Origin of the sequence: Zoogloea sp. 1C4, assembly GCF_009469605.1 — a bacterium.
Classification (GTDB): domain Bacteria; phylum Pseudomonadota; class Gammaproteobacteria; order Burkholderiales; family Rhodocyclaceae; genus Zoogloea; species Zoogloea oryzae.
Genome location: NZ_SSXU01000012.1, coordinates 15,276 through 34,158, shown reverse-complemented (window position 1 = coordinate 34,158; position 18,883 = coordinate 15,276). Strand labels below are relative to the sequence as shown.

Annotated in this window: 24 protein-coding genes; 12 read left to right on the top strand and 12 right to left on the bottom strand. The window is 68.5% G+C overall.

All coding sequences use genetic code 11. The features are described 5' to 3' along the window. Positions 1–141: 141 nt before the first annotated feature. Together GH681_RS14825 and GH681_RS14820 are read left to right on the top strand one after the other, a co-directional pair. Positions 142–528, top strand: coding sequence for a DUF4398 domain-containing protein (locus GH681_RS14825; protein WP_153162255.1), 387 nt, complete (start codon positions 142–144; stop codon positions 526–528). Positions 529–551: 23 nt separating this feature from the next. Continuing rightward, a complete protein-coding gene (locus GH681_RS14820) occupies positions 552–1,400 on the top strand; it encodes an OmpA family protein (RefSeq protein WP_153162254.1) in 849 nt (282 codons plus the stop codon). A gap of 188 nt (positions 1,401–1,588) precedes the next feature. Here GH681_RS14820 and GH681_RS14815 read toward each other — a convergent pair whose 3' ends face one another. The 4 genes from GH681_RS14815 to GH681_RS14800 form a co-directional block, all read right to left on the bottom strand. Beyond that, complete coding sequence (locus tag GH681_RS14815; protein WP_153162252.1) at positions 1,589–1,777, bottom strand: hypothetical protein; 189 nt, start codon at positions 1,775–1,777, stop codon at positions 1,589–1,591. After that, the gene (locus tag GH681_RS14810) at positions 1,774–1,962 is read right to left on the bottom strand and encodes a hypothetical protein (protein ID WP_153162251.1); all 189 of its coding nucleotides are present in this window, start codon (positions 1,960–1,962) and stop codon (positions 1,774–1,776) included. The genes GH681_RS14815 and GH681_RS14810 overlap by 4 nt, the downstream gene beginning before the upstream one ends. A gap of 94 nt (positions 1,963–2,056) precedes the next feature. Then, positions 2,057–2,281: a CsbD family protein gene (locus tag GH681_RS14805; protein WP_153162249.1), complete on the bottom strand. Its 225-nt coding sequence runs from the start codon at positions 2,279–2,281 to the stop codon at positions 2,057–2,059. A 56-nt stretch (positions 2,282–2,337) separates the two neighbouring features. Continuing rightward, positions 2,338–2,670, bottom strand: coding sequence for a YqjD family protein (locus tag GH681_RS14800; RefSeq protein ID WP_153162248.1), 333 nt, complete (start codon positions 2,668–2,670; stop codon positions 2,338–2,340). A 211-nt stretch (positions 2,671–2,881) separates the two neighbouring features. Between GH681_RS14800 and GH681_RS14795 the strand changes: the two genes are divergently transcribed. From GH681_RS14795 to GH681_RS14775, 5 genes are all read left to right on the top strand, one after another. After that, positions 2,882–3,202, top strand: coding sequence for a DUF1840 domain-containing protein (locus GH681_RS14795; RefSeq protein ID WP_153162246.1), 321 nt, complete (start codon positions 2,882–2,884; stop codon positions 3,200–3,202). A 122-nt stretch (positions 3,203–3,324) separates the two neighbouring features. Next, positions 3,325–4,056 carry a Crp/Fnr family transcriptional regulator gene (locus GH681_RS14790; RefSeq protein WP_153162244.1) on the top strand — a complete coding sequence of 244 codons (732 nt, stop codon included), beginning with the start codon at positions 3,325–3,327 and terminating at the stop codon, positions 4,054–4,056. 13 nt (positions 4,057–4,069) lie between these two features. Next, on the top strand, positions 4,070–4,789 hold the full coding sequence (locus GH681_RS14785; protein WP_153162243.1) for a peptidase: 720 nt from the start codon (positions 4,070–4,072) through the stop codon (positions 4,787–4,789). Further along, the gene (locus tag GH681_RS14780) at positions 4,789–5,520 is read left to right on the top strand and encodes an N-formylglutamate amidohydrolase (RefSeq protein ID WP_153162241.1); all 732 of its coding nucleotides are present in this window, start codon (positions 4,789–4,791) and stop codon (positions 5,518–5,520) included. The genes GH681_RS14785 and GH681_RS14780 overlap by 1 nt, the downstream gene beginning before the upstream one ends. Positions 5,521–5,556: 36 nt before the next feature. Then, complete coding sequence (locus GH681_RS14775) at positions 5,557–6,390, top strand: transglutaminase family protein (RefSeq protein WP_153162240.1); 834 nt, start codon at positions 5,557–5,559, stop codon at positions 6,388–6,390. A 29-nt stretch (positions 6,391–6,419) separates the two neighbouring features. Here the strand turns inward: GH681_RS14775 and GH681_RS14770 are convergent, their stop codons facing one another. Together GH681_RS14770 and acnA are read right to left on the bottom strand one after the other, a co-directional pair. Next, complete coding sequence (locus tag GH681_RS14770; RefSeq protein WP_153162238.1) at positions 6,420–7,754, bottom strand: helix-turn-helix domain-containing protein; 1,335 nt, start codon at positions 7,752–7,754, stop codon at positions 6,420–6,422. A gap of 141 nt (positions 7,755–7,895) precedes the next feature. Continuing rightward, positions 7,896–10,598 (bottom strand): aconitate hydratase AcnA, encoded by a 2,703-nt coding sequence (gene acnA / locus GH681_RS14765; protein ID WP_153162237.1) that lies wholly within the window; start codon positions 10,596–10,598, stop codon positions 7,896–7,898. A gap of 144 nt (positions 10,599–10,742) precedes the next feature. Here acnA and fumC point away from each other — a divergent pair, with 144 nt between their 5' ends. Further along, positions 10,743–12,140, top strand: coding sequence for a class II fumarate hydratase (gene fumC / locus GH681_RS14760; protein WP_153162235.1), 1,398 nt, complete (start codon positions 10,743–10,745; stop codon positions 12,138–12,140). Positions 12,141–12,146: 6 nt separating this feature from the next. Here the strand turns inward: fumC and GH681_RS14755 are convergent, their stop codons facing one another. Continuing rightward, on the bottom strand, positions 12,147–13,304 hold the full coding sequence (locus tag GH681_RS14755) for a PLP-dependent aminotransferase family protein (protein WP_153162233.1): 1,158 nt from the start codon (positions 13,302–13,304) through the stop codon (positions 12,147–12,149). An 82-nt stretch (positions 13,305–13,386) separates the two neighbouring features. Here GH681_RS14755 and GH681_RS14750 point away from each other — a divergent pair, with 82 nt between their 5' ends. Beyond that, positions 13,387–13,827, top strand: a complete 441-nt coding sequence (locus tag GH681_RS14750) for a MarR family winged helix-turn-helix transcriptional regulator (RefSeq protein ID WP_153162231.1) — start codon at positions 13,387–13,389, stop codon at positions 13,825–13,827. A gap of 24 nt (positions 13,828–13,851) precedes the next feature. Here GH681_RS14750 and GH681_RS14745 read toward each other — a convergent pair whose 3' ends face one another. From GH681_RS14745 to GH681_RS14725, 5 genes are all read right to left on the bottom strand, one after another. Further along, entirely contained in the window at positions 13,852–14,412 is a 561-nt protein-coding gene (locus GH681_RS14745; RefSeq protein ID WP_153162230.1) for a hypoxanthine-guanine phosphoribosyltransferase, read from the bottom strand. Positions 14,413–14,422: 10 nt separating this feature from the next. Beyond that, complete coding sequence (locus GH681_RS14740; protein WP_194271248.1) at positions 14,423–14,707, bottom strand: YqjK-like family protein; 285 nt, start codon at positions 14,705–14,707, stop codon at positions 14,423–14,425. Continuing rightward, positions 14,704–15,087 carry a phage holin family protein gene (locus GH681_RS14735; RefSeq protein ID WP_153162226.1) on the bottom strand — a complete coding sequence of 128 codons (384 nt, stop codon included), beginning with the start codon at positions 15,085–15,087 and terminating at the stop codon, positions 14,704–14,706. The genes GH681_RS14740 and GH681_RS14735 overlap by 4 nt, the downstream gene beginning before the upstream one ends. Before the next feature lie 12 nt (positions 15,088–15,099). Beyond that, positions 15,100–15,408, bottom strand: a complete 309-nt coding sequence (locus GH681_RS14730) for a YqjD family protein (protein WP_153162224.1) — start codon at positions 15,406–15,408, stop codon at positions 15,100–15,102. A gap of 249 nt (positions 15,409–15,657) precedes the next feature. Beyond that, a complete protein-coding gene (locus GH681_RS14725; protein ID WP_153162223.1) occupies positions 15,658–16,446 on the bottom strand; it encodes an exodeoxyribonuclease III in 789 nt (262 codons plus the stop codon). A 33-nt stretch (positions 16,447–16,479) separates the two neighbouring features. On the opposite strand from GH681_RS14725, the gene pyrE reads away from it, so the two are divergent. The 3 genes from pyrE (at position 16,480) to GH681_RS14710 (ending at position 18,798) form a co-directional block, all read left to right on the top strand. Next, complete coding sequence (pyrE, locus tag GH681_RS14720; RefSeq protein ID WP_153162222.1) at positions 16,480–17,127, top strand: orotate phosphoribosyltransferase; 648 nt, start codon at positions 16,480–16,482, stop codon at positions 17,125–17,127. 4 nt (positions 17,128–17,131) lie between these two features. Next, the gene (locus GH681_RS14715) at positions 17,132–17,764 is read left to right on the top strand and encodes a hypothetical protein (RefSeq protein WP_153162221.1); all 633 of its coding nucleotides are present in this window, start codon (positions 17,132–17,134) and stop codon (positions 17,762–17,764) included. Between the two features lie 392 nt (positions 17,765–18,156). Beyond that, positions 18,157–18,798 carry an MBL fold metallo-hydrolase gene (locus GH681_RS14710; protein ID WP_153162219.1) on the top strand — a complete coding sequence of 214 codons (642 nt, stop codon included), beginning with the start codon at positions 18,157–18,159 and terminating at the stop codon, positions 18,796–18,798. Positions 18,799–18,883 lie beyond the last annotated feature (85 nt).

Sequence of the window (18,883 nt, the reverse complement as noted above, 5' to 3'; positions counted from 1 at the left end):
CTGGCCATGCCGGATTCATCGTTCCGGGTGCGTCAGCGCACCGACCGCGCCGCACGTCCCGTGCATGCTCGGCCGGTGAGCCAAGACGCGGCGGGCTTCCGCCCAGCCGGTCAGCCGCTTCATTCAACGAAGGGAATCACCATGAAAACCCGATCCGCCGGAGCTCTCCGGTTCGGCCTGCCGGTACTCGTCGCCGCCGCGGCGATGCTTGTGGGCGGCTGCGCCAGCACGCCCGCCCCCGTCGAACAGTTGGCCGTGTCCACCGCCGCGGTCGGCCGGGCCGGCAGCGCCGGCGGCAGCGAGATGGCCCCCGCCGAGATGCAGATGGCGCGGGAGAAGCTCGACCTGGCCAAGCGCGCCATGGTCAGCGAGGACTTCGACAGCGCCCGCCGGTTTGCCCAGCAGGCCCAGGTGGACGCCCAGCTCGCCGAGGCCAAGTCGCGCTCGGTGAAGGCCCGCAAGGCCGCCGACGAATTGCAGGAAGGCATCCGCGTGCTGCGCGAAGAGCTCGGCCGCAAGAACAAATGATTGCCCAGACAAAAGGAACGACCATGACTGAAAAACGGATTTTCGCGATGACCCTCGTCGCGCTGGCCACCCTGGCCGGCTGTAGTTCGACGCCCCCGAAGAACGCGCTGCTGGACCAGGCGCGCAGCGACTACCAGATCGCCGAGGCGAATCCCCAGGCCCGCGAGTTTGCGGCGGGCGAGATGAAGCAGGCCGGCGACGCCCTGAAGCTGGCCGATGAGGCGTCGATGCGCGGCGACAAGCCGGCCGACGTGGATCACCTGGCCTACCTGGCCAAGCAGCGGGTGGCGATCGCCCAGGAGACCGGCAACCAGAAGGCCGCCGAGAAGGCTGTCGCCGGTGCCGAGGGCGCCCGCGACAAGGTGCGCCTGGCGGCCCGCACCACCGAAGCCGACATGGCCCATCGCAGCGCCGACAGCGCCCGCATGGCCACCGGCGATGCCCAGGCCCGCAACCGCGAGCTGGAAAGCCAGCTGAAGGCCCTCAACGCCCGCCAGACCCCCCGCGGCATGGTGGTAACCATCGGCGACGTGCTCTTCGACACCGACCGGGCCGAGATCCGGTCGGGTGGCCGGCGCAACATGGAGAAGCTGGCGGCCTTCCTGAAGGCCAACCCGGAGCGCAAGGCGATGATCGAAGGCTTTACCGACAGCACCGGCAGCGACGTCCACAACCGGGAACTCTCCGGCCGACGTGCCGATGCGGTGATGGGGGCGCTGGTGGAGATGGGTATCGGCAGCTCGCGCCTCTCGGCCCACGGCTACGGCGAGGCCTATCCGGTGGCCGGCAACGGCAGCATCGGCGGCCGCCAGATGAACCGTCGGGTGGAGGTGGTGCTGTCGGATGAGAACGGCAACATCCCGGCCCGCTGAGCCGGTGCCCGCCGGCGCTTTGGGGTGTCGGCGGGGGATGTTCCGGGCAGCCCCGGCAAGGCCGTGCAAATGGCCGGGCCGGGGCGTGCCCGTTTACCGGCCGGGTGAACGTGCGCTTCCCGGCAGGGCCGGGAAGATTGGGGAGGTGTTTCGGGGGCCGGCCGGGGATGCCTGCCAACCCCGGGGATTCAGTGGCGTGGCGGGCGGAGGTTGCCCTCCCAGCCGCAGCCCATCGCCGTGCATCGGTATCGCCGGACCGCGCCGAAGAGGCCGCGCAGCACATCCACGAAGCGGCGCGGCACCCGGTAGGCGGAGCTGTCGCAGCGGGGGCATTCGCGGTCGAGCCAGTCTTCGGTGGCGTCCTTGCCGGGCTTCACAGGGGCGGCGCGGCGACGGGGGCGGCCAGACTGCCGCCTTCGTCTTCCCACACCTTCAGCGGCGTCCGCGGGCGCCGGGCCTGCCGGGCGCTCAGGCGCTCGGCCATCTGGGTTGCAAAGGGGGAGAGGCTGACGGGGCCGTCGACCGGCCCCGCCCGGGGGGTGAAACGCATGAATGTGTTCATGACCACAATCCTTCCATGTAATTGCCGGCCCGCCTGGGCCCGTGCCGTGCCATGCGCGGGGCGTGCTGCGAGGCCCCCGCATGGCGCGAACGGGTCAGGACGGGCTTTTCGGCGGTGAATCCTTGTTGGCGTCCTCGAACTTCTTGAGCTGCGCCTCGGCTTCGTCCTTGGTGATCCCGTAGGCTTCCTGGATCTTGCCGGACAGGTCGTCGCGCTTGCCGGCGATCACGTCCAGGTGGTCGTCGGTGAGCTTGCCCCACTGCGCCTTGACCTTGCCCTTGAATTGCTTCCAGTTACCTTCAACGATGTCCCAGTTCATTTTCGACTCCTTGTGTTGATCTGCCGGACGGCGGAATTGCCGGCCGGACGCGCCGTTCAGCGCCGGCTCATCAGAAAGCCGATGAGAAAGCCGGCGACCGCGGCACCCCCCAGCACCTGCCAGGGGTTTTCCTTCACGTAGGTCTGGGTGACGTCGGCCGCCACGCGGGCCTTGTGGGCCATCCGGTTGCGGGTGTCGTCGTAGCGGGAGCGGGCCTCGCCCATCGCCTCGTGGAGGCTCGCGCGGGCCGCGGCGTAGCCTTCCGCCGTGGTGTTGGCGGCGTCGGTCATCAGCTCGTCGGCGCGGCCGGCGGCGTGCTTCACGTCATTCACGAAGCCGGACCGGCGGCTGTCGCCGGTGTCCTGCAGAGCGGTGGTTTCGGTGGTCATGATGTCTCCTGCTGCAAATGGATTGAGTGCGGGGCGATCGGCGCCGGGGGTTTGGGCCACGGGCTCCTCTGGCTGCATCGTGGCCCTGGTGGTACCCGATGTCGGTGCGCCAACGTACGCAGCGGCGTACCGGGGCCTTGGTTCGGTAGCGCACAGACCCGCCGGCCCTTCCTGCGCACACTGGGCTGCAACCCTGGAAAGGACGCCCATCATGTTGATCACCTTCAAGTCCGCCGCCTCCGGCGACCTCATCACCTTCGAGAAGAACGCCCGCCAGATGCTGAAAGTCCTCGGCAAGGACCGGGACGACGGCCAGGGCATCTTCACCGTGGAACAGCTGCCGGCGGCCATCGCCTGCCTGCGCCGGGCCATCGCCGACGACGTGGCCACCTATATCGTCAAGGCTGCCGCCGCGCCCCAGCCGATAGCCGACGAAGGGGAAGGCGTGAGCTTTCACCAGCGCGCGGTGCCGCTGCTTGACATGCTGGAACGGGCGGCTGCCGACGGCGTGCCGGTCACCTGGGGCGTGTAGGCCGGAAACCGGGGCGGGCCTGCGTGCGCTACCGCCCCGACAGGGGGCGACGATCGGCCCACGCTGCAGCGGGTCGATCCCCACGGCGCCGACCCCCGGCGCCGCCTAACCGGAGGCCTCCCGTGCCGTCAACCGTCGCTGCCAACCGCCTGCTCGAAGCCCTGCCGGCCACCGAACGCGGGCGTCTGCTGGATCACTGCGAACCCGTCGAACTGCATTTCGCCGCGATCCTTGCCGAAGCCGGCGAGCCGATCCGCGAGGTGTGGTTTCCCATCCGCTGCGCCATCGTCCAGGTGGCCCGGATCGACGGCCACGCCAATCTGGAAGTCGGGCTGGTGGGCGACGAAGGAGCCCTTGGCGCCTCGCTGGTGCTGGATGTGGCGGAATCGCCCCAGCAGGCGCTGGTGCAGGAGCCGGGCGAGGCGCTGCGCATCGAGGCCGGCCGCTTTCGCCGGGAGCTGGCGCGCAGCCCGGCACTGACCCGGGTGCTGCGCCATTACATCCACGCCCAGATGGGCCAGCTGGCCCAGACCGCCGGCTGCACCCGCTTTCATGTGGTCGAGGCGCGCCTCGCCCGCTGGCTGCTGATGACCCAGGACCGCGCCCATTCCAGCCAGTTTCATCTCACCCACGAGTTCCTGGCCAACGTGCTGGGGGTGCGCCGGGTGGGCATCACCCGCGCCGCCACCACGCTGCAGAACCGCCGGCTGATCCGCTACGCCCGGGGCGACATCACCGTGATCGATCGGGCCGGCCTGGAGGCCGCGGCCTGCGGCTGCTACGCCGCCGACAAGGTCTGCTACCAGCGCAGCATGGCGATGCCCGCCGCTGCCCGAACCCAACCGCAACCGTGAATCACCCTCTGCCATGACTTACTGCGTTGGCATCATGCTCGACACCGGACTGGTCTTCGCGTCCGACTCCCGGACCCACGCGGGCGTCGACAACTTTGCCCGCTTCTGCAAGATGACCGTCTTCGAGCGCCCCGGCGACCGGGTGCTGGTGCTGCTCAGTTCCGGCAGCCTGGCCGGCACCCAGGCGGTGATCAGCCTGCTCAAGCAGCGCAACGAGCGGGCCGAGGGCGCCACCCTGTGGCAGGCGGCGTCGATGTTCGACGCGGCCATGCTGGTCTCCGACGCCATGCGCGACGTGGATCGCCGCGACGGGGAATACCTGGAGGAAACCGGCTTCAACGCCTCCTTCGTCTTCGGCGGCCAGATCGCCGGCGGGCCGCCCCACCTGTTCCGCATCTACGCCGAGGGCAACTTCATCGAGGCCAGCCTCGAGACGCCCTACCTGCAGACCGGCGAGACGAAGTACGGCAAGCCGGTCATCGACTGGGGCATCACCCGCGCCACCACCCTCAACGACGCCGCCAAGTGCGTGCTGGTGTCCTTCGATTCGACGATGCGCAGCAACCTGTCGGTGGGCATGCCCATCGACCTGATCTGCTACCAGCGCAACAGCCTCGAAGTGCGCATGCGCCGCCGTTTCGACGAGGGCGACGGCTACTTTGCCCGGCTTGGCGACGAATGGAGCGCCGGCACCCGCGAAGTGTTCCGCCGCCTGCCCCGGCTGGACTGGTGATGACCGGGCCGGCTCCCGGCGTGGTGGTCACCTGCGAGCACGGGGGCAACCACATCCCGGCCCTGTACCGCGCCCTCTTCGGCGACCTGCAGGCCGCGCTGGCCAGCCACCGGGGTTTCGACCCCGGCGCCCTGGAGATGGCCGAAGACCTGGCCCGGGCCTTTGGCGCGCCGCTGGTGTCGTCCACCGTGAGCCGCCTGCTGGTGGACCTGAACCGCTCGGTGGGCCACCCGCGGCTGCATGCCGGCCCCGTCCGCAGCCTGGGCGAGGGGCAGAAGGCCGAGATCCTGGCGCGCTTCTACCGCCCCTACCGCAGCCGCGCCGAGCAGGCCATCCGCACCGCCATCGCCGAACACGGCGCGGTGCTCCACCTGTCGTCCCACAGCTTCACGCCGGAGCTGGACGGCAAGCGCCGCACCGCCGACATCGGCCTGCTCTACGACCCCCGGCGACCCGGCGAAGCCGCCCTCTGCGAGCGCTGGAAGGCCGCCCTCGGCGCCCGCCTGCCGGCGCTCAACATCCGCCGCAACTACCCCTACGCCGGCAAGGGCGACGGCCTGACCGCCTGGCTGCGCCAGCGCCTGTCGCCCGAAAGCTACGTGGGCGTGGAGCTTGAAGTGAATCAGCAGCACATCCTCGGCACGGGCAGCCACTGGCCGGCCCTGCGCGAGGCCATCGTCACCGCGCTGCGCGACGCCCTCGCCGGCGATCCGCCCGCTGCGCCGCGCTGACCCCGTTCCATCGCCCCCTTCCCCCAGGAGCCCGCCATGAAGATCCGCATCGGTTTCGACCTGATCTACGATTGCCCCCAGCCCACCCCGATGATCCTGACGCTGACCGTCCACGCCTCCCGGGTGGCCGATCTCATCACCCCCGACCTGCTGGTCACCGAGCCGGCGGTGCCGGTGACGGCCTACCGGGACACCTTCGGCAACTGGTGCTCGCGGCTGCTGGCCCCCAAGGGCACGCTGCGCCTGACGACGGACGCCATCGTCCACGACAGCGGGCTGCCCGACGTCGTGGTGCCCAACGCCCGCCAGACCCCGGTGACCGAGCTGCCCGACGAGACGCTGCTGTTTCTGCTGGGCAGCCGCTACTGCGAGACGGACCGCCTGACCGACGTGGCCTGGAAGCTGTTTGGCCACACGCCGCCGGGCTGGGCGCGGGTGCAGGCGGTGTGCGACCACGTGCACAGCCACATCGCCTTCGGCTACGAGCACGCCCGCCACACCAAGACCGCCTGGGACGTGTTCCACGAGCGGGTCGGCGTGTGCCGGGATTACGCCCACCTGGCGATCACCTTCTGCCGCTGCCTGAACATTCCGGCGCGCTACTGCACCGGCTACCTGGGCGACATGGGGATGCCGCCGCCCTACGGCCCGATGGATTTTGCCGGCTGGTTCGAGGTGTGGCTCGACGGCCACTGGTACACCTTCGATGCCCGCAACAACACGCCGCGCATCGGCCGGGTGCTCATCGCCCGGGGGCGCGACGCGGCCGACGTGGCGATCAGCAACACCTTCGGGCCCAACGCCCTGAAGCGCTTCATCGTGCGCACCGACGAGGTGCCGGAGAGCGTGCCACCCTGGCCGGCTGTCTGATCCGCTGAAATGCCCGCGGGGGCTCGCCGCTACTGCAGCGTGTCGAGCCCCCGCGGTGCGTCGGTGGCCGGCCTGGCGCCGGCCTTCTGGCGGGGCCAGCCCTTCTCGGCCACTTCCACCACCACGATGCGGCATTCCCGGCGGGCCTCGTCGGCCACCGCCTCGATCCGCACCAGCACCTCCGGCCGCTGGGCAGTGGCCATCAGGGCGATCTCGCACTTGTTGCGGGCCTTGCCGCCGAGCACCTCATCCACGAAGGCGTTGAACTCGGGCAGGAAGGCCGGCTTGACGAAGGCGCCGAAGCGCAGGCGCCCCATCTGCGAGCGCTTGATGCCGAGCAGGATCGCCCCCGCCAGGTTGATCTGCAGGATGGTGCCCTGGTTGTCGAGGGTGAAATAGCCCACCGGCGCGAAGTCGTAGAGGTCGGCGTATTTCTCCCGCAGGGCGTCGGCCTCGTCGTAGGCCTGGCGGAGCTCCTCGTTGTGCATCTCCAGCTCGATCTGGTGCACCTGCAGCTCGTGGAGCAGGTGGGCGGTGTCCCACGGCATGCTGCCGTCGGTTGCCGGGCTGGTCAGCTTGAGGCGGGCTTCGGCGCGCTGGCGCAGGGTGGCCGGGTTGGGGCGGGCGCGCCGGGTGGCGAGGCTCGCCGCCATCAGGCGGAGCAGGCGCTGGTATTCGGCGCGCACGATGGCGTAGCACTCGCAGGCCCGCGACTCCAGCCCAGCCCGGTCGAGCACCGTGATGTGGCCGCGGCGATACTGGATCAGGCCGGCGGACTGGAGCTTGCAGGCGGCCTCGGTGACGCCTTCGCGGCGCACCCCGAGGAGGTTGGAGATCGTCTCCTGGGTGACGTCGAGCTGCATGCCGGAGATCTGGTCGAGGTTGCGGAGCAGCCACCGGCACAGCTGCTGGTCGACGGTGTGGTGCCGGTTGCACAGCACGCTCTGGGCCATCTCGGTCATCAGGGCCTGGGTGTAGCACAGGGACATGCGCCGCAGGTTGCCGCCCTGGTTGAGCTCCCAGCTCATCAGCTCGGCCCGCAGGCGGTAGGCGCCGCCGGCGTGCTGGACGACGATCCGGTAGTTGGCGGTGTCGCCGCCGAGGACCAGCGGAATGCCGATCAGCCCGTCGTTGCCGGTCATCGCCAGCTCCACCGACGAGCCATCCTTGAGGCTGGAGATCAGCGAGAAGATGCAGGTGGTCGGAAAATACACGCTGGTCAGATCGTCCCCCGATTCGAGGATCGTCTGGCCGGCGGTGAGGCTCACGAACTCCAGGTCGTCCGCCAGCCTGGCGTACTCGTCGGGAAGCAGCGCCGCCAGGATGCGGTTCTGTCGCGCACCGTCAAAGATGTTGTCGGGCATTCGCCCCTCCTGCCTGTGGAAGCCTGCCGTGAATGGGTGCGCGGAAGTGCCATCGCAGTCGATTCAGCTTAGTCCAAAAAGCGTATTGGCTACGTGCGGTGGCCCACATATGACCACGGCACGTCCGGCAGGGGGCGGAGGTCAGTTTTCCAGCAGGCTGCGCAGCACGTAGGGCAGGATGCCGCCGTTGCGGTAGTAATCCACCTCCACCGGGGTGTCGATGCGCAGCAGGAGGGGGATTTCTCGGGTGGCGCCGTCGGGGCGGCGGATCTTCAGGGTCACGCTCTGGCGGGGGGCGATGCCGGCCTCCAGGCCCGACAGGTCGAACACCTCGTCGCCGCGGATGCCCAGGCTGGTGGCGTCGCTGCCGGCGGCAAACTGCAGGGGCAGCACGCCCATGCCCACCAGGTTGGAGCGGTGGATGCGCTCGAAGCTCTTCGCCACCACGGCCTTCACGCCGAGCAGCCGGGTGCCCTTGGCGGCCCAGTCGCGGCTGGAGCCGGTGCCGTATTCGTCGCCGGCGAAGATCACGGTGGGGGTGCCGGCGGCCACGTAATCCATCGCCGCGTCGAAGATCGTCTTGAGGGCGCCGCCGGGCTGGGCGAGGGTCAGCCCGCCTTCCACCGGCCGGCCGTCCTGGTCGGGCGGCAGCATGAGGTTGCGGATGCGCACGTTGGCGAAGGTGCCGCGCATCATCACCTCGTGGTGGCCGCGGCGCGAGCCGTAGCTGTTGAACTCGTCGGGGGTGACGCCATGGGCCTGCAGCCAGCGCCCGGCGGGGGAGCTGGCCTTGATCGAGCCGGCCGGGCTGATGTGGTCGGTGGTCACCGAATCGCCGAAGATCGCCAGCGCCCGGGCGCCGCGGATCGACGGGATGGGCGCGGGGGTCATCCCGAAGTCGTCAAAGAAGGGCGGCTCGGCGATGTAGGTGGAGGTGTCCCAGCCGTAGCTGTGGCCGGTGCTGGTGGCGATGGCGTTCCACAGGGGGTTGCCGGTGGCGAAGTCGGCGTACAGGCGGCGGTAGGTTTCGGGCCGGGTGGCGCTGGCGATGGCGGCGCCCACCTCTTCCTGGCTGGGCCAGATGTCGCGCAGGAACACCGGCCGGCCGTCGCTGCCGGTGCCGAGGGGCTCGGTGTCCAGGTCGATGCCGACCCGTCCGGCCAGGGCGAAGGCCACCACCAGCGGCGGGCTCATCAGGAAGTTGGCCTTGATGGCCGGGTGGATGCGGGCCTCGAAGTTGCGGTTGCCCGACAGCACCGAGGCGCAGATCAGATCGTGGCCGGTGACCACGCCTTCGAGCTCGGGCGCCAGCGGACCGGCGTTGCCGATGCAGGTGGTGCAGCCGTAGGCCACCACGCGAAAACCCAGGGCTTCCAGCGGCTCGATGAGGCCGGCTTTGCCGAGGTAGTCGGTGACCACCCGCGAGCCGGGGGCGAGGGAGGTCTTGATGTGGGGCGCGACCCGCAGCCCGCGGGCCACCGCCTTCTGGGCAAGCAGACCGGCGGCGAGCATCACGCCGGGGTTGGAGGTGTTGGTGCACGAGGTGATGGCGGCGATCAGCACGTCGCCATGGGTGAGGCGGGTGCCGTCGGCAAGGGGGGCTGCGGCGTCGCCGTGATCGGCTGGCTTGCCGTAGCCGCCCTCCCCGGCCGGCGCTGCCAGCAGCTGGGCGAAGCGATTCTTGAGGGCCGGCAGGGCGATGCGGTCCTGGGGCCGGCCGGGGCCGGCGACGCTGGGCACGACGCTGGCGAGGTCCAGTTCGAGCTGGGCGCTGTAGTCGATCTCGCCGGTGCGCGGCATGCCGAACAGGCCCTGGGCCTGGTAGTAGCGCACGAAGGTGTCCACCTCCTCGTCGCTGCGCCCGGTGGCGGCGAGGTAGGCGGCGGTGACTTCATCGGGCGGGAAGAAGCCCATCGTCGCGCCGTACTCTGGCGCCATGTTGGCGAGGGTGGCCCGGTCCGGCAGGGTGAGGGAGGCCGCGCCGTCGCCGAAGAACTCGACGAACTTGCCGACTACCCGGGCTTTGCGCAGCATCTCGGTGACGGCCAGCACCAGATCGGTGGCGGTGACGCCTTCGCGCAGCCGGCCGGCCAGATGCACGCCGACCACGTCCGGGGTGAGGATGTACACCGGCTGGCCGAGCATGCCGGCCTCCGCCTCGATGCCGCCCACGCCCCAGCCCACCACCCCGAGGGCGTTGATCATGGTGGTGTGGGAGTCGGTGCCCACCAGGGTGTCGGGGTAGTACAGGTCGTCGTCGTGGATCACCCCGCGGGCCAGGTATTCGAGATTCACCTGGTGCACGATGCCGATGCCCGGCGGCACCACGCGGAAGGTGTCGAAGGCCTGCATGCCCCACTTGATGAAGCGGTAGCGCTCGGCGTTGCGGCCGAATTCGAGGCGCATGTTGAGGTCGAGGGCGTCGCCTTCGCGGTAGTGATCCACCTGGACCGAGTGGTCCACCACCAGGTCGACCGGCACCCGCGGTTCGACCACCCGCGGGTTCTTGCCGAAGCGCCGGGCCACGTCGCGCATGGCAGCCAGATCGCACAGCAGCGGCACGCCGGTGAAATCCTGCAGCACGATGCGGGCGACCACGAAGGGGATCTCGTCGGTGCGTTCGGCCCGGGGCTGCCAGCTGGCCAGCCGGCGCACGTCGGCCTCGGTGATGCGCCGGCCGTCGAGGTTGCGCAACAGGGATTCGAGGATGATCCGCAGCGACACCGGCAGGCGTCCCAGGCGCGGAAAGCCGGCGTCGGCCAGGGCGGGCAGCGAATGGAAGCGGCCGCTGCGGCCGGCGGCGAGGAAGAAGCGGTTCAGGGTATGAAAGGGGTTGGCGGACATGGCGTTCTCCTGGTGACGCCGCCGCCCGGACTGCGGGGCGGTGGGAACGCCGGCACGGCCCGACAGGGCGCGGGAGGTGGTATGGAACTACACTCAGGTATGACCCCTGCCATCCGGCATCGTTCGTCCAACCGGGAGATTGTCATGCCGCGCCCGACCCGCACCGAAACCGACGCCTTCGGCCCCATCGAGGTGGCCGCCGACGCCCTGTGGGGCGCCCAGACCCAGCGCTCCCTGCATCACTTCGCGATCTCCACCGAACGCATGCCGGTGCCGCTGATCCGCGCGCTGGCCGAGGTCAAGCGCGCCTGCGCCCGGGTCAATGGCGAGCTGGGCCTGCTGCCGGCCGACAAGGCTGCGGCCATCATCGCTGCCGCCGACGAGGTGCTCGCCGGCGATCACCCCGAGGCCTTTCCGCTGTCGGTGTGGCAGACCGGATCGGGCACCCAGACCAACATGAACGTGAACGAGGTGCTGGCCAACCGGGCCTCCGAGATCCTCGGCGGTGAGCGGGGCATGGGGCGGCTGATCCACCCCAACGACCACGTGAATCTCGGCCAGTCGTCCAACGACGTGTTTCCCACCGCGATGCACGTGGCGGCGGTGACCACCGTGAGCGGCACGCTGCAGCCGGCGCTGCGGGCCCTGGCGGCGACGCTGGCGGCCAAGGCGGCGGAGTTTGCCGACATCGTGAAGATCGGCCGCACCCATCTGCAGGACGCCACGCCGCTCACCGTCGGGCAGGAGATGTCGGGCTGGGTGGCCCAGCTGGATCACGCCGCCCGGAGCATCGAGGCGAGCCTGTCGGCGCTGGAGGAGCTGGCCATCGGCGGTACCGCGGTGGGCACCGGGCTCAACGCGCCGCCGGGCTTTGGCGAGCGGGTGGCGGCCGAGCTGGCCGTGCGCTGCGGCCTGCCCCTGCGCAGCGCGCCCAACAAGTTTGCCGCGCTGGCCGCCAACGACGGGCTGGTGGCGGCCCACGGGGCGCTCAAGACCCTGGCCGTGGCGCTGATGAAGATCGCCAACGACGTGCGCTGGCTGGCCTCGGGTCCGCGTTCGGGGCTGGGCGAGCTGGTGATCCCGGAGAACGAGCCGGGCAGCTCGATCATGCCCGGCAAGGTGAACCCGACCCAGTGCGAGGCGCTGACGATGGTGTGCTGCCAGGTGTTCGGCAACGATGTGGCGATCACCGTGGGCGGGGCGTCGGGCAACTTCGAGCTGAACGTCTTCAAGCCGCTGATCGCTCACAACTTCCTGGCGAGCGTGCGCCTGCTGGCCGATGCGATGGCCAGCTTCGACGCCCACTGCGCCCGGGGCATCGAGGTGAATCGGCCGCGGGTGGCGGAGCTGGTGTCGCGCTCGCTGATGCTGGTGACGGCGCTGAGCCCGCACATCGGCTACGACCGCGCCGCGGCCATCGCCAAGCACGCCCACCACGCCGGCCTCACCCTGCGCGAGGCGGCGCTGGCGCTGGGCGACGTGACCGGCGAGGAGTTCGACGCCTGGGTGCGGGCCGAGGCGATGACCGGCCCGGAGGCTTGAGGCGGCTCAGGGGGCGTTGGCGACCAGCTCGGCGAGCTTCGCGAGGCCGGTGTCCATCTCGTCTTCGGCCGCGTGGCTGAAGTTGAGGCGCAGGGTGCCGAGGGCGGCGTCGCTGGCGTAGAAGGCCTCGCCGGGCATGAAGGCGACGCCGCGCTGGATGGCGGCCGGCAGCAGCAGGCGGGTGTCCACCGGGCGCTTGAGCTGCAGCCAGAAGAACAGCCCGCCGGCGGGCGTCTGCCAGTCGGCCAGGGCGCCGAAGTGGCGGCGCAGGGCGGCGTCGAAGGCGTCGCGCTTGGCCCGGTAGAAATCCGCCAGCCGGGCAAGCCGCGCCGGGCGTCCGGCGGCTTCGAGCTGCTGCAGCACCAGCCACTGGCTGAGTCGGTTGCTGTGCAGGTCGGCGGCCTGCTTGAGGCGCACCAGCGGGGTGAACAGCTCGGGCGACGCCGCCAGGAAACCCAGCCGCAGGCCCGGGGCGAGGCTCTTGGAGAACGAACCCTGGTAGATCCACGGGCTGCCTTCGATGCCGGCGCACACCGGGCGGCGGTCGCAGGCGTCGAACACCAGATCGCGGTAGGGGTCGTCCTCGAACAGGGGCACGCCGGATTCCATGCACGCTTCGGCCAGCGCGGCCCGCTCGGCGGCGGTGTAGCAGCGGCCGGTGGGGTTCTGGAAGGTGGGGATGGCGTAGGCGAGGGCCGGGCGGTGGTCGCGGAAGAAACCGGCGCTCACCGTTTCGGGCGCGAAGGGCAGGAAGCGTGCGCCGAAGAAGCGGAACACCTGCAGCGCGGCGAGGTAGGTGGGCGATTCGACGGCGACCGGGGTGCCGGCGTCGACGAACAGCTTGCCCACCAGGTCGATGCCTTGCTGGGAGCCGGAGAGCACCAGCACGCGGTCCGGCGTGGCGTCGAGGCCGAGGGCGGCGAGTTCCAGCGCGATGCGCTCGCGCAGCGCCGGGTCGCCTTCGGACGGGCCGTATTGCAGGGCCGAATCCGGCGCGGTGAGGCCGAAGTCGGGGAAGGTCTCCGCGGCGGGCAGCCCGCCGGCGAAGGAGATCATGCCGGGCCGCCCTACGACTTCCAGGATCTCCCGGATCGGCGACGGGTGCAGGTCGTGCACGCGGGCGGAGAGGGAGAGCGGAAGGCGGTCGGCGGTGCGGGAAGGCATGGCTTTCTCCAGAGACGATGGGGTAGAATTGGTCAAGTATATTGACCTATTAATCCTGATCCTCTCGCCGAGAAATGTCAATATGGTTGACCTAAATCGTCAGGCCGAGCTGCGCGAGGCCATCGAGCTGTTCTTCTTTGGTTATCGGGCCTTTACCGCGCCGCCGGATCGCCTGCTGGAAGCCTGGGGCCTGGGCCGCGTGCATCACCGGGTGCTGTATTTCGTGGCGCGCCAGCCGGGCATCACCGTGACCGAGCTGCAGGGCGTGCTGGGGGTGAGCAAGCAGGCGCTCAACGGGCCGCTGCGTCAGGTGGCCGAGGCCGGGCTGGTGGGCAGCGCCGCCGATGCGTCGGACAAGCGGGTGCGCCGGCTGCACCTGACCGACAAGGGCGGGCAGTTGGAGGCTGCGCTCACCGGTACCCAGGTGGAAATGCTGGAGAAGGTGTTTGCCCAGTTGGGCGCGGACACGGAGCTGGCCTGGAAGCAGGTGATGCAGGCCCTGGCGGTGCCGCCGGAGGCCTGATTCGGGGTGTCGCGGGGGTGGGGCTCAGTGCCCCTTGAGGGCGTAGATGCCGGGGGCGTTGCGCCAGTAGCCCTTGTAGTCCATGCCGCTGCCGAACAGGAAGCGATCGGCCACTTCGAGCCCGGTGAAATCGGCGCGCATCGCCGGCCAGGCCTTGCGCTCGTGGTTCTTGTGGACGAGCACCGCGGAGAAGACTTCCCGCGCGCCTTCGGCCTTGAGGAAGTCGATGATCGCGGCAAGGGTGTGGCCCTCGTCGAGGATGTCGTCGAGCACCAGCACCGTGCGTTCGCAGAGGTCGTGGGTGGGGCTCACCAGCCAGTCGAGCAGCGTGCCGTGCAGCGCATGGCCGTAGCGGGTGGCGTGGAGATAACCCACTTCGAGGGGAAACGGCAGGCGCGGCAGCAGCCGGCCGGCCAGCACCAGCCCGCCGTTCATCACGGTGTAGACCAGCGGGTTCTTGTCGTGCAGGCGGGCGGTGATGTCGGAGGCGAGGCGCGTCAGGGCGGCGTCCACTTCGGTGGCGTCGCACAGGCAGTCGGCCTCCTCGCGGACGCGGCGGATTTCGTCGAGGTCGACGGGCTTCATGGGGTGGATCTCAGGAAACGAGGTTGCGTGCCCGGCGGACGAGCTGCCAGCCCATCCAGCCACGCCTGAGCCAGCGGATGGCTGCCCGGGGCCGGGCGACCAGCACGAAGATGCCGATGCCGGACAGGATGGGGGCGTTGTTGCGGGCCCACAGGACACCATCGACGACCTTGTCGACGCCACGGAAGACGGGCGCAAAACCCTGGGCGTGATGGATCATCGCCGCCCGCTGGTCGGCACTGCGGATCTGCAGGCGCTGCTTGCGCAGCGCCAGTTCGACGAGTTCGGGGCTCATTCTTTGCGTCGCAGGGCTTCCCGGTCGTGGGCGATCTCGGCCAGGCTCGCGCTGAACAGCCGGGAGCCGGCACGCAGCCGGGCGGCGGCACGGGTGGCGGCCCATACCCCGGCGATGAACAGCCCGGTGGTGCCAAGGCCCAGGGCCAGCAGGCGGTGGCTATCCCAGAACAGCACCGTGAGGAAGGCCATCAGGAAGATCACGCCAAAGCCGATGAACAGCGCGGCCAGCACGGTATCGAAGAGGAAGCTGCCGGCGCGCAGCTTTTCTTCCTTGAGCTCGACGGCAAAGAGTTCGATCCGGGTCTGGAGCGTGGCCAGCCCGGATTCGGCGAACCCCTTCAGGGATTCGCCAAGGCGCGTGGGCGCGGGATCGCTCATGCGATGTCGCGCTTAGCGGCGGTTGACCAGCAGACCCAGCAGGAAGCCCACGCCGGCTGCCACGCCGACGGCCTTCCAGGGGTTGTCGTGGACGTAGTCGTCGGTGGCGCGGGCAGCGGCCTTGGTCTTCTCGACGACGGCGGCTTCGATGTCCTGGAACTTGTACTTGGCGGAGGTGAGGCGCTCGCCGAGGCGGGCGCGCACGTCGGCGACCTTGTCACCGGCCTGGCCGGCGGTGAGCTTGAGGAGCTCTTCGGTGTCGGCGACGACGGCCTTGAAATCGGAAACGAGTTTTTCCTTGGTGACTTGTGCTTCGCTCATGGTGTTCTCCTGGTTTTTTTACTGAGGCAAGGGAAGACGGTTGGGCTGACCGGGGTGCTGCTTTCGGTGGCCATGTGATCCTGACCAAGGCTAATCCCAATCGTTCCCGAAGGCAAACAACGATGGTGCACGCCGCGGCGGGCGCTGATGCGTGCCGGACCGCGCCACGCATCAGGCATCTTGCGATGTTTTATAAATTAATTCTATTGAATAAAGACATCGCCTCGGCCGAAAAGGGAAAGCGCGTCGTCATTCGCCGAAGGGGTAGTCGTAATCGACGGTGAGGGGCGCGTGATCGCTGAAGCGCTGGTCCTTGTATACAGCGGCGTGCCGGGCGCGTTGGCCGAGTTCGGGGGTGGCGATCTGGTAGTCGAGCCGCCAGCCGACGTTCTTGGCCCAGGCCTGGCCGCGGTTCGACCACCACGTGTAGCAGGCGTCGGTGGCTTCGGGGTGGAGCCGGCGATAGGTGTCGATCCAGCCCTGCTCGTCGAAAAGCCGGCCGAGCCAGGCGCGTTCTTCGGGCAGGAAGCCGGAGTTCTTCTGGTTGGAGCGCCAGTTCTTCAGGTCGATGGCCTGGTGGGCAATATTCCAGTCGCCGCAGACGATCACGTCCTGGCCGCTGGCGCGCAATTCGGCCATGCGGTGGATGAACAGGTTCATGAAACGGAATTTTGCAATTTGGCGCTCGTCAGAACTGGAACCAGAGGGCAAATATAGGGAAACGACGGACAGCGAGCCAAAATCGGCCTGAAGATAACGCCCCTCGGCGTCGAATTCTTCATTGCCGATGCCTTCAATGATGCGGTCGGGCGGCTTTCGGGTGTAAATTCCCACGCCGCTGTAGCCTTTTTTTGCAGCGCAATGAAAATAGCCGGTCAGCGAACCGGGGTTGATCATCTCCGGCGTCAGGTCGCCGATCTGTGCCTTGAGCTCCTGCAGGCACACGACATCCGCGTTCTGAAGTGCCAGCCAGGGCAGGAACCCTTTCACGCTGGCCGAACGGATGCCGTTGAGGTTGACGGTCACGACGCGTAACATTTTGTGTAACTTGGTCCGATTTTTGGAAACGAAGTGAATTTTAGCCGCGATTTCATTCAGCTCGCCTGCGACAAGGGTGTTCTGCGATTTGGTGAGTTCGTCACCAAGGCGGGGCGGCTGTCGCCCTATTTCTTCAATGCGGGCCTGTTCAACGACGGCGCGTCCTTCGGTCAGCTGTGTGATTTCTACGCGCGTACCCTGGTGGCGGCCGATCTGCCCTGCGACATGCTCTTCGGGCCGGCCTACAAGGGCATCCCGCTGGTGGCCGGCACGGCCATGCGGCTTGCCGAACGCGGCCACAGCCTGCCCTTCTGCTTCAACCGCAAGGAAGCCAAGGACCACGGCGAAGGCGGCACCCTGGTCGGCGCACCCCTGGCCGGCCGCGTGGCCATCCTCGACGACGTGATCTCCGCGGGCACCTCGGTGCGCGAATCCGTCGAGATCATCCGCGCCCACGGCGCCACGCCGTCGGCGGTGGTGATCGCCCTCGACCGCATGGAGCGCGGCACCGGCAGCCTGTCGGCGGTGCAGGAAGTGCGCGACACCTACGGCATCCCGGTGCTGGCGGTGGCAACCCTGACCGATCTCATCGCCTACCTCCACGACAGCCCCGCCCTGGCGGCCAACCTGGAAGCCGTACAGCGCTACCGGGCAACTTATGGTGTGGCCGCGGAAGCCTGATCCAATGGTTCGACGCGCCCTTCTCCTCGCCCTCTGGACCGCGCTGCCCGCGTGGGCGCAGACGCCCACGAAGGGGACGGTGTTCTGCTGCATGGACAACGGCCACCAGGTGTGCGGCGACGTGCTGCCGATGCAGTGCTACGGCAAGGGCTACCGCGAGATGAGCCCCCAGGGCACGGTGCGGCGTCTCGTCGAGCCGCCCCTGACGCCCGAACAGCTCGCCCGCCGCGAGGCCGAAGACCGCGCCCGGCGCCTGGAGCAGGCCCGGCTGCGCGCCGAGCAGCGACGCAACCAGTCGTTGCTCGAGACCTACTCCAGCGTGGCCGACATCGAAACCCGCCGCGACCGCGCACTGGAAGGCGTCGACCAGGAGCTCAAGCGTGCCGAGGCGCGGCAGGCCCAGTTGCTCAAGAAGCGTGAAAGCCTCAACCGCGAGGCCGAGTTCTACGCCAGGCGCCCGATGCCGTCGCCCCTCGCGGCGGCCCTGCGCGAGTCCGACAGCGAGCTGGCCGCCCAGGGGTCGGTGATCGAAGCGAAGAAGCGCGAGGTCGAGGCGATCCGCACGCGCTACGAGCAGGACCGCATCCGTTACATCGCGCTGACCGATCCCCGCGGCAGCACTCCGCCGCCCCGCTGAAACATTTTTCCTCCCTTCCCGGGGCGGCGCCGGGAGCCCGCCTTTTCATCGCGCATATTTCCCTGTCAATTAAGGGTGCAATTTGCTTCGTGGAATGAAATCCGGGATCGCCTTTGTTGGCAAGCATTTCCCCGGTTTTGCCAAATGTATTTCGCCGTTGTATCCGCGCAAGGCTTTCTGACATTTGCATTCCATCAAATCGTCCTTGAATGAAAACAAGCGTGTCAGGTGCGCTCATTCTGGGTCGGGGAGGCGAGAACGTGAATGGTCGCCGATTTGGTGCATGATAAACTTTGAAGCATGCAGGACATCCAGAAAGCCGGGACCGAACGGTGGATTCAGATACGTAGTCATACGTCCTTTCGTCTCCTTTCCGATTCCAGAAAATAAACATGCTTCGATACAAGATCGTCCCCGTCACTCCGTTTGAACAGAATTGCTCGCTGCTGTGGTGTGATGCTTCGCGCCGCGCGGCGGTGGTGGATCCGGGGGGTGATGTGGACCGCATCACGGAAGCCATTGGAGCGCTCGGCCTGACGGTGGAGAAGATTCTTCTTACCCACGGCCATATCGATCATGCTGGCGGGACGGCCGAGCTGGCCCGTCGCCTCAATGTGCCGATCGAAGGTCCGGAGCGTGAAGACAGCTTCTGGATCGACGCCCTGCCCCAGCAGAGCAAGATGTTCGGCTTTCCGCAGGTCGAGGCCTTCACGCCCGACCGCTGGCTGGTCGATGGTGACACCGTCAGCATTGGCGAGGAAACCCTGGATGTGCTGCATTGTCCGGGTCATACACCCGGGCACGTCGTCTTCTTCAGCACCGCTGCACGCCTGGCGGTGGTGGGTGATGTGCTTTTTGCCGGTTCCATCGGCCGTACCGATTTCCCCCGTGGAAATCATGCCACGCTCGTGAATTCCATCCGTCACAAGCTCTGGCCGTTGGGCAAGGATGTGGCTTTCATTCCCGGTCACGGTCCGATGTCGGATTTTGGCGAGGAGCGCGAAAGCAATCCTTATGTGGGTGACTACGCATGAACTCCGTTCGCGTGAATTGCTGCCAAAGGAGTCTGGCGCGTGGTTGTGGGTGGGCGTGCTTAATTTCTCGAAAAAGGTAGACCAG

Excerpts from the sequence above, each read along its gene's own strand:
- GH681_RS14825 (WP_153162255.1), top strand. The coding sequence starts at position 142 with ATGAAAACCCGATCCGCCGGAGCTCTCCGGTTCGGCCTGCCGGTACTC.
- GH681_RS14820 (WP_153162254.1), top strand. The coding sequence starts at position 552 with ATGACTGAAAAACGGATTTTCGCGATGACCCTCGTCGCGCTGGCCACC.
- GH681_RS14810 (WP_153162251.1), bottom strand. The coding sequence starts at position 1,962 with ATGAACACATTCATGCGTTTCACCCCCCGGGCGGGGCCGGTCGACGGC.
- GH681_RS14805 (WP_153162249.1), bottom strand. The coding sequence starts at position 2,281 with ATGAACTGGGACATCGTTGAAGGTAACTGGAAGCAATTCAAGGGCAAG.
- GH681_RS14800 (WP_153162248.1), bottom strand. The coding sequence starts at position 2,670 with ATGACCACCGAAACCACCGCTCTGCAGGACACCGGCGACAGCCGCCGG.
- GH681_RS14795 (WP_153162246.1), top strand. The coding sequence starts at position 2,882 with ATGTTGATCACCTTCAAGTCCGCCGCCTCCGGCGACCTCATCACCTTC.
- GH681_RS14785 (WP_153162243.1), top strand. The coding sequence starts at position 4,070 with ATGACTTACTGCGTTGGCATCATGCTCGACACCGGACTGGTCTTCGCG.
- GH681_RS14780 (WP_153162241.1), top strand. The coding sequence starts at position 4,789 with ATGACCGGGCCGGCTCCCGGCGTGGTGGTCACCTGCGAGCACGGGGGC.
- GH681_RS14775 (WP_153162240.1), top strand. The coding sequence starts at position 5,557 with ATGAAGATCCGCATCGGTTTCGACCTGATCTACGATTGCCCCCAGCCC.
- GH681_RS14770 (WP_153162238.1), bottom strand. The coding sequence starts at position 7,754 with ATGCCCGACAACATCTTTGACGGTGCGCGACAGAACCGCATCCTGGCG.
- acnA (WP_153162237.1), bottom strand. The coding sequence starts at position 10,598 with ATGTCCGCCAACCCCTTTCATACCCTGAACCGCTTCTTCCTCGCCGCC.
- fumC (WP_153162235.1), top strand. The coding sequence starts at position 10,743 with ATGCCGCGCCCGACCCGCACCGAAACCGACGCCTTCGGCCCCATCGAG.
- GH681_RS14755 (WP_153162233.1), bottom strand. The coding sequence starts at position 13,304 with ATGCCTTCCCGCACCGCCGACCGCCTTCCGCTCTCCCTCTCCGCCCGC.
- GH681_RS14750 (WP_153162231.1), top strand. The coding sequence starts at position 13,387 with ATGGTTGACCTAAATCGTCAGGCCGAGCTGCGCGAGGCCATCGAGCTG.
- GH681_RS14745 (WP_153162230.1), bottom strand. The coding sequence starts at position 14,412 with ATGAAGCCCGTCGACCTCGACGAAATCCGCCGCGTCCGCGAGGAGGCC.
- GH681_RS14740 (WP_194271248.1), bottom strand. The coding sequence starts at position 14,707 with ATGAGCCCCGAACTCGTCGAACTGGCGCTGCGCAAGCAGCGCCTGCAG.
- GH681_RS14735 (WP_153162226.1), bottom strand. The coding sequence starts at position 15,087 with ATGAGCGATCCCGCGCCCACGCGCCTTGGCGAATCCCTGAAGGGGTTC.
- GH681_RS14730 (WP_153162224.1), bottom strand. The coding sequence starts at position 15,408 with ATGAGCGAAGCACAAGTCACCAAGGAAAAACTCGTTTCCGATTTCAAG.
- GH681_RS14725 (WP_153162223.1), bottom strand. The coding sequence starts at position 16,446 with ATGTTACGCGTCGTGACCGTCAACCTCAACGGCATCCGTTCGGCCAGC.
- GH681_RS14715 (WP_153162221.1), top strand. The coding sequence starts at position 17,132 with ATGGTTCGACGCGCCCTTCTCCTCGCCCTCTGGACCGCGCTGCCCGCG.
- GH681_RS14710 (WP_153162219.1), top strand. The coding sequence starts at position 18,157 with ATGCTTCGATACAAGATCGTCCCCGTCACTCCGTTTGAACAGAATTGC.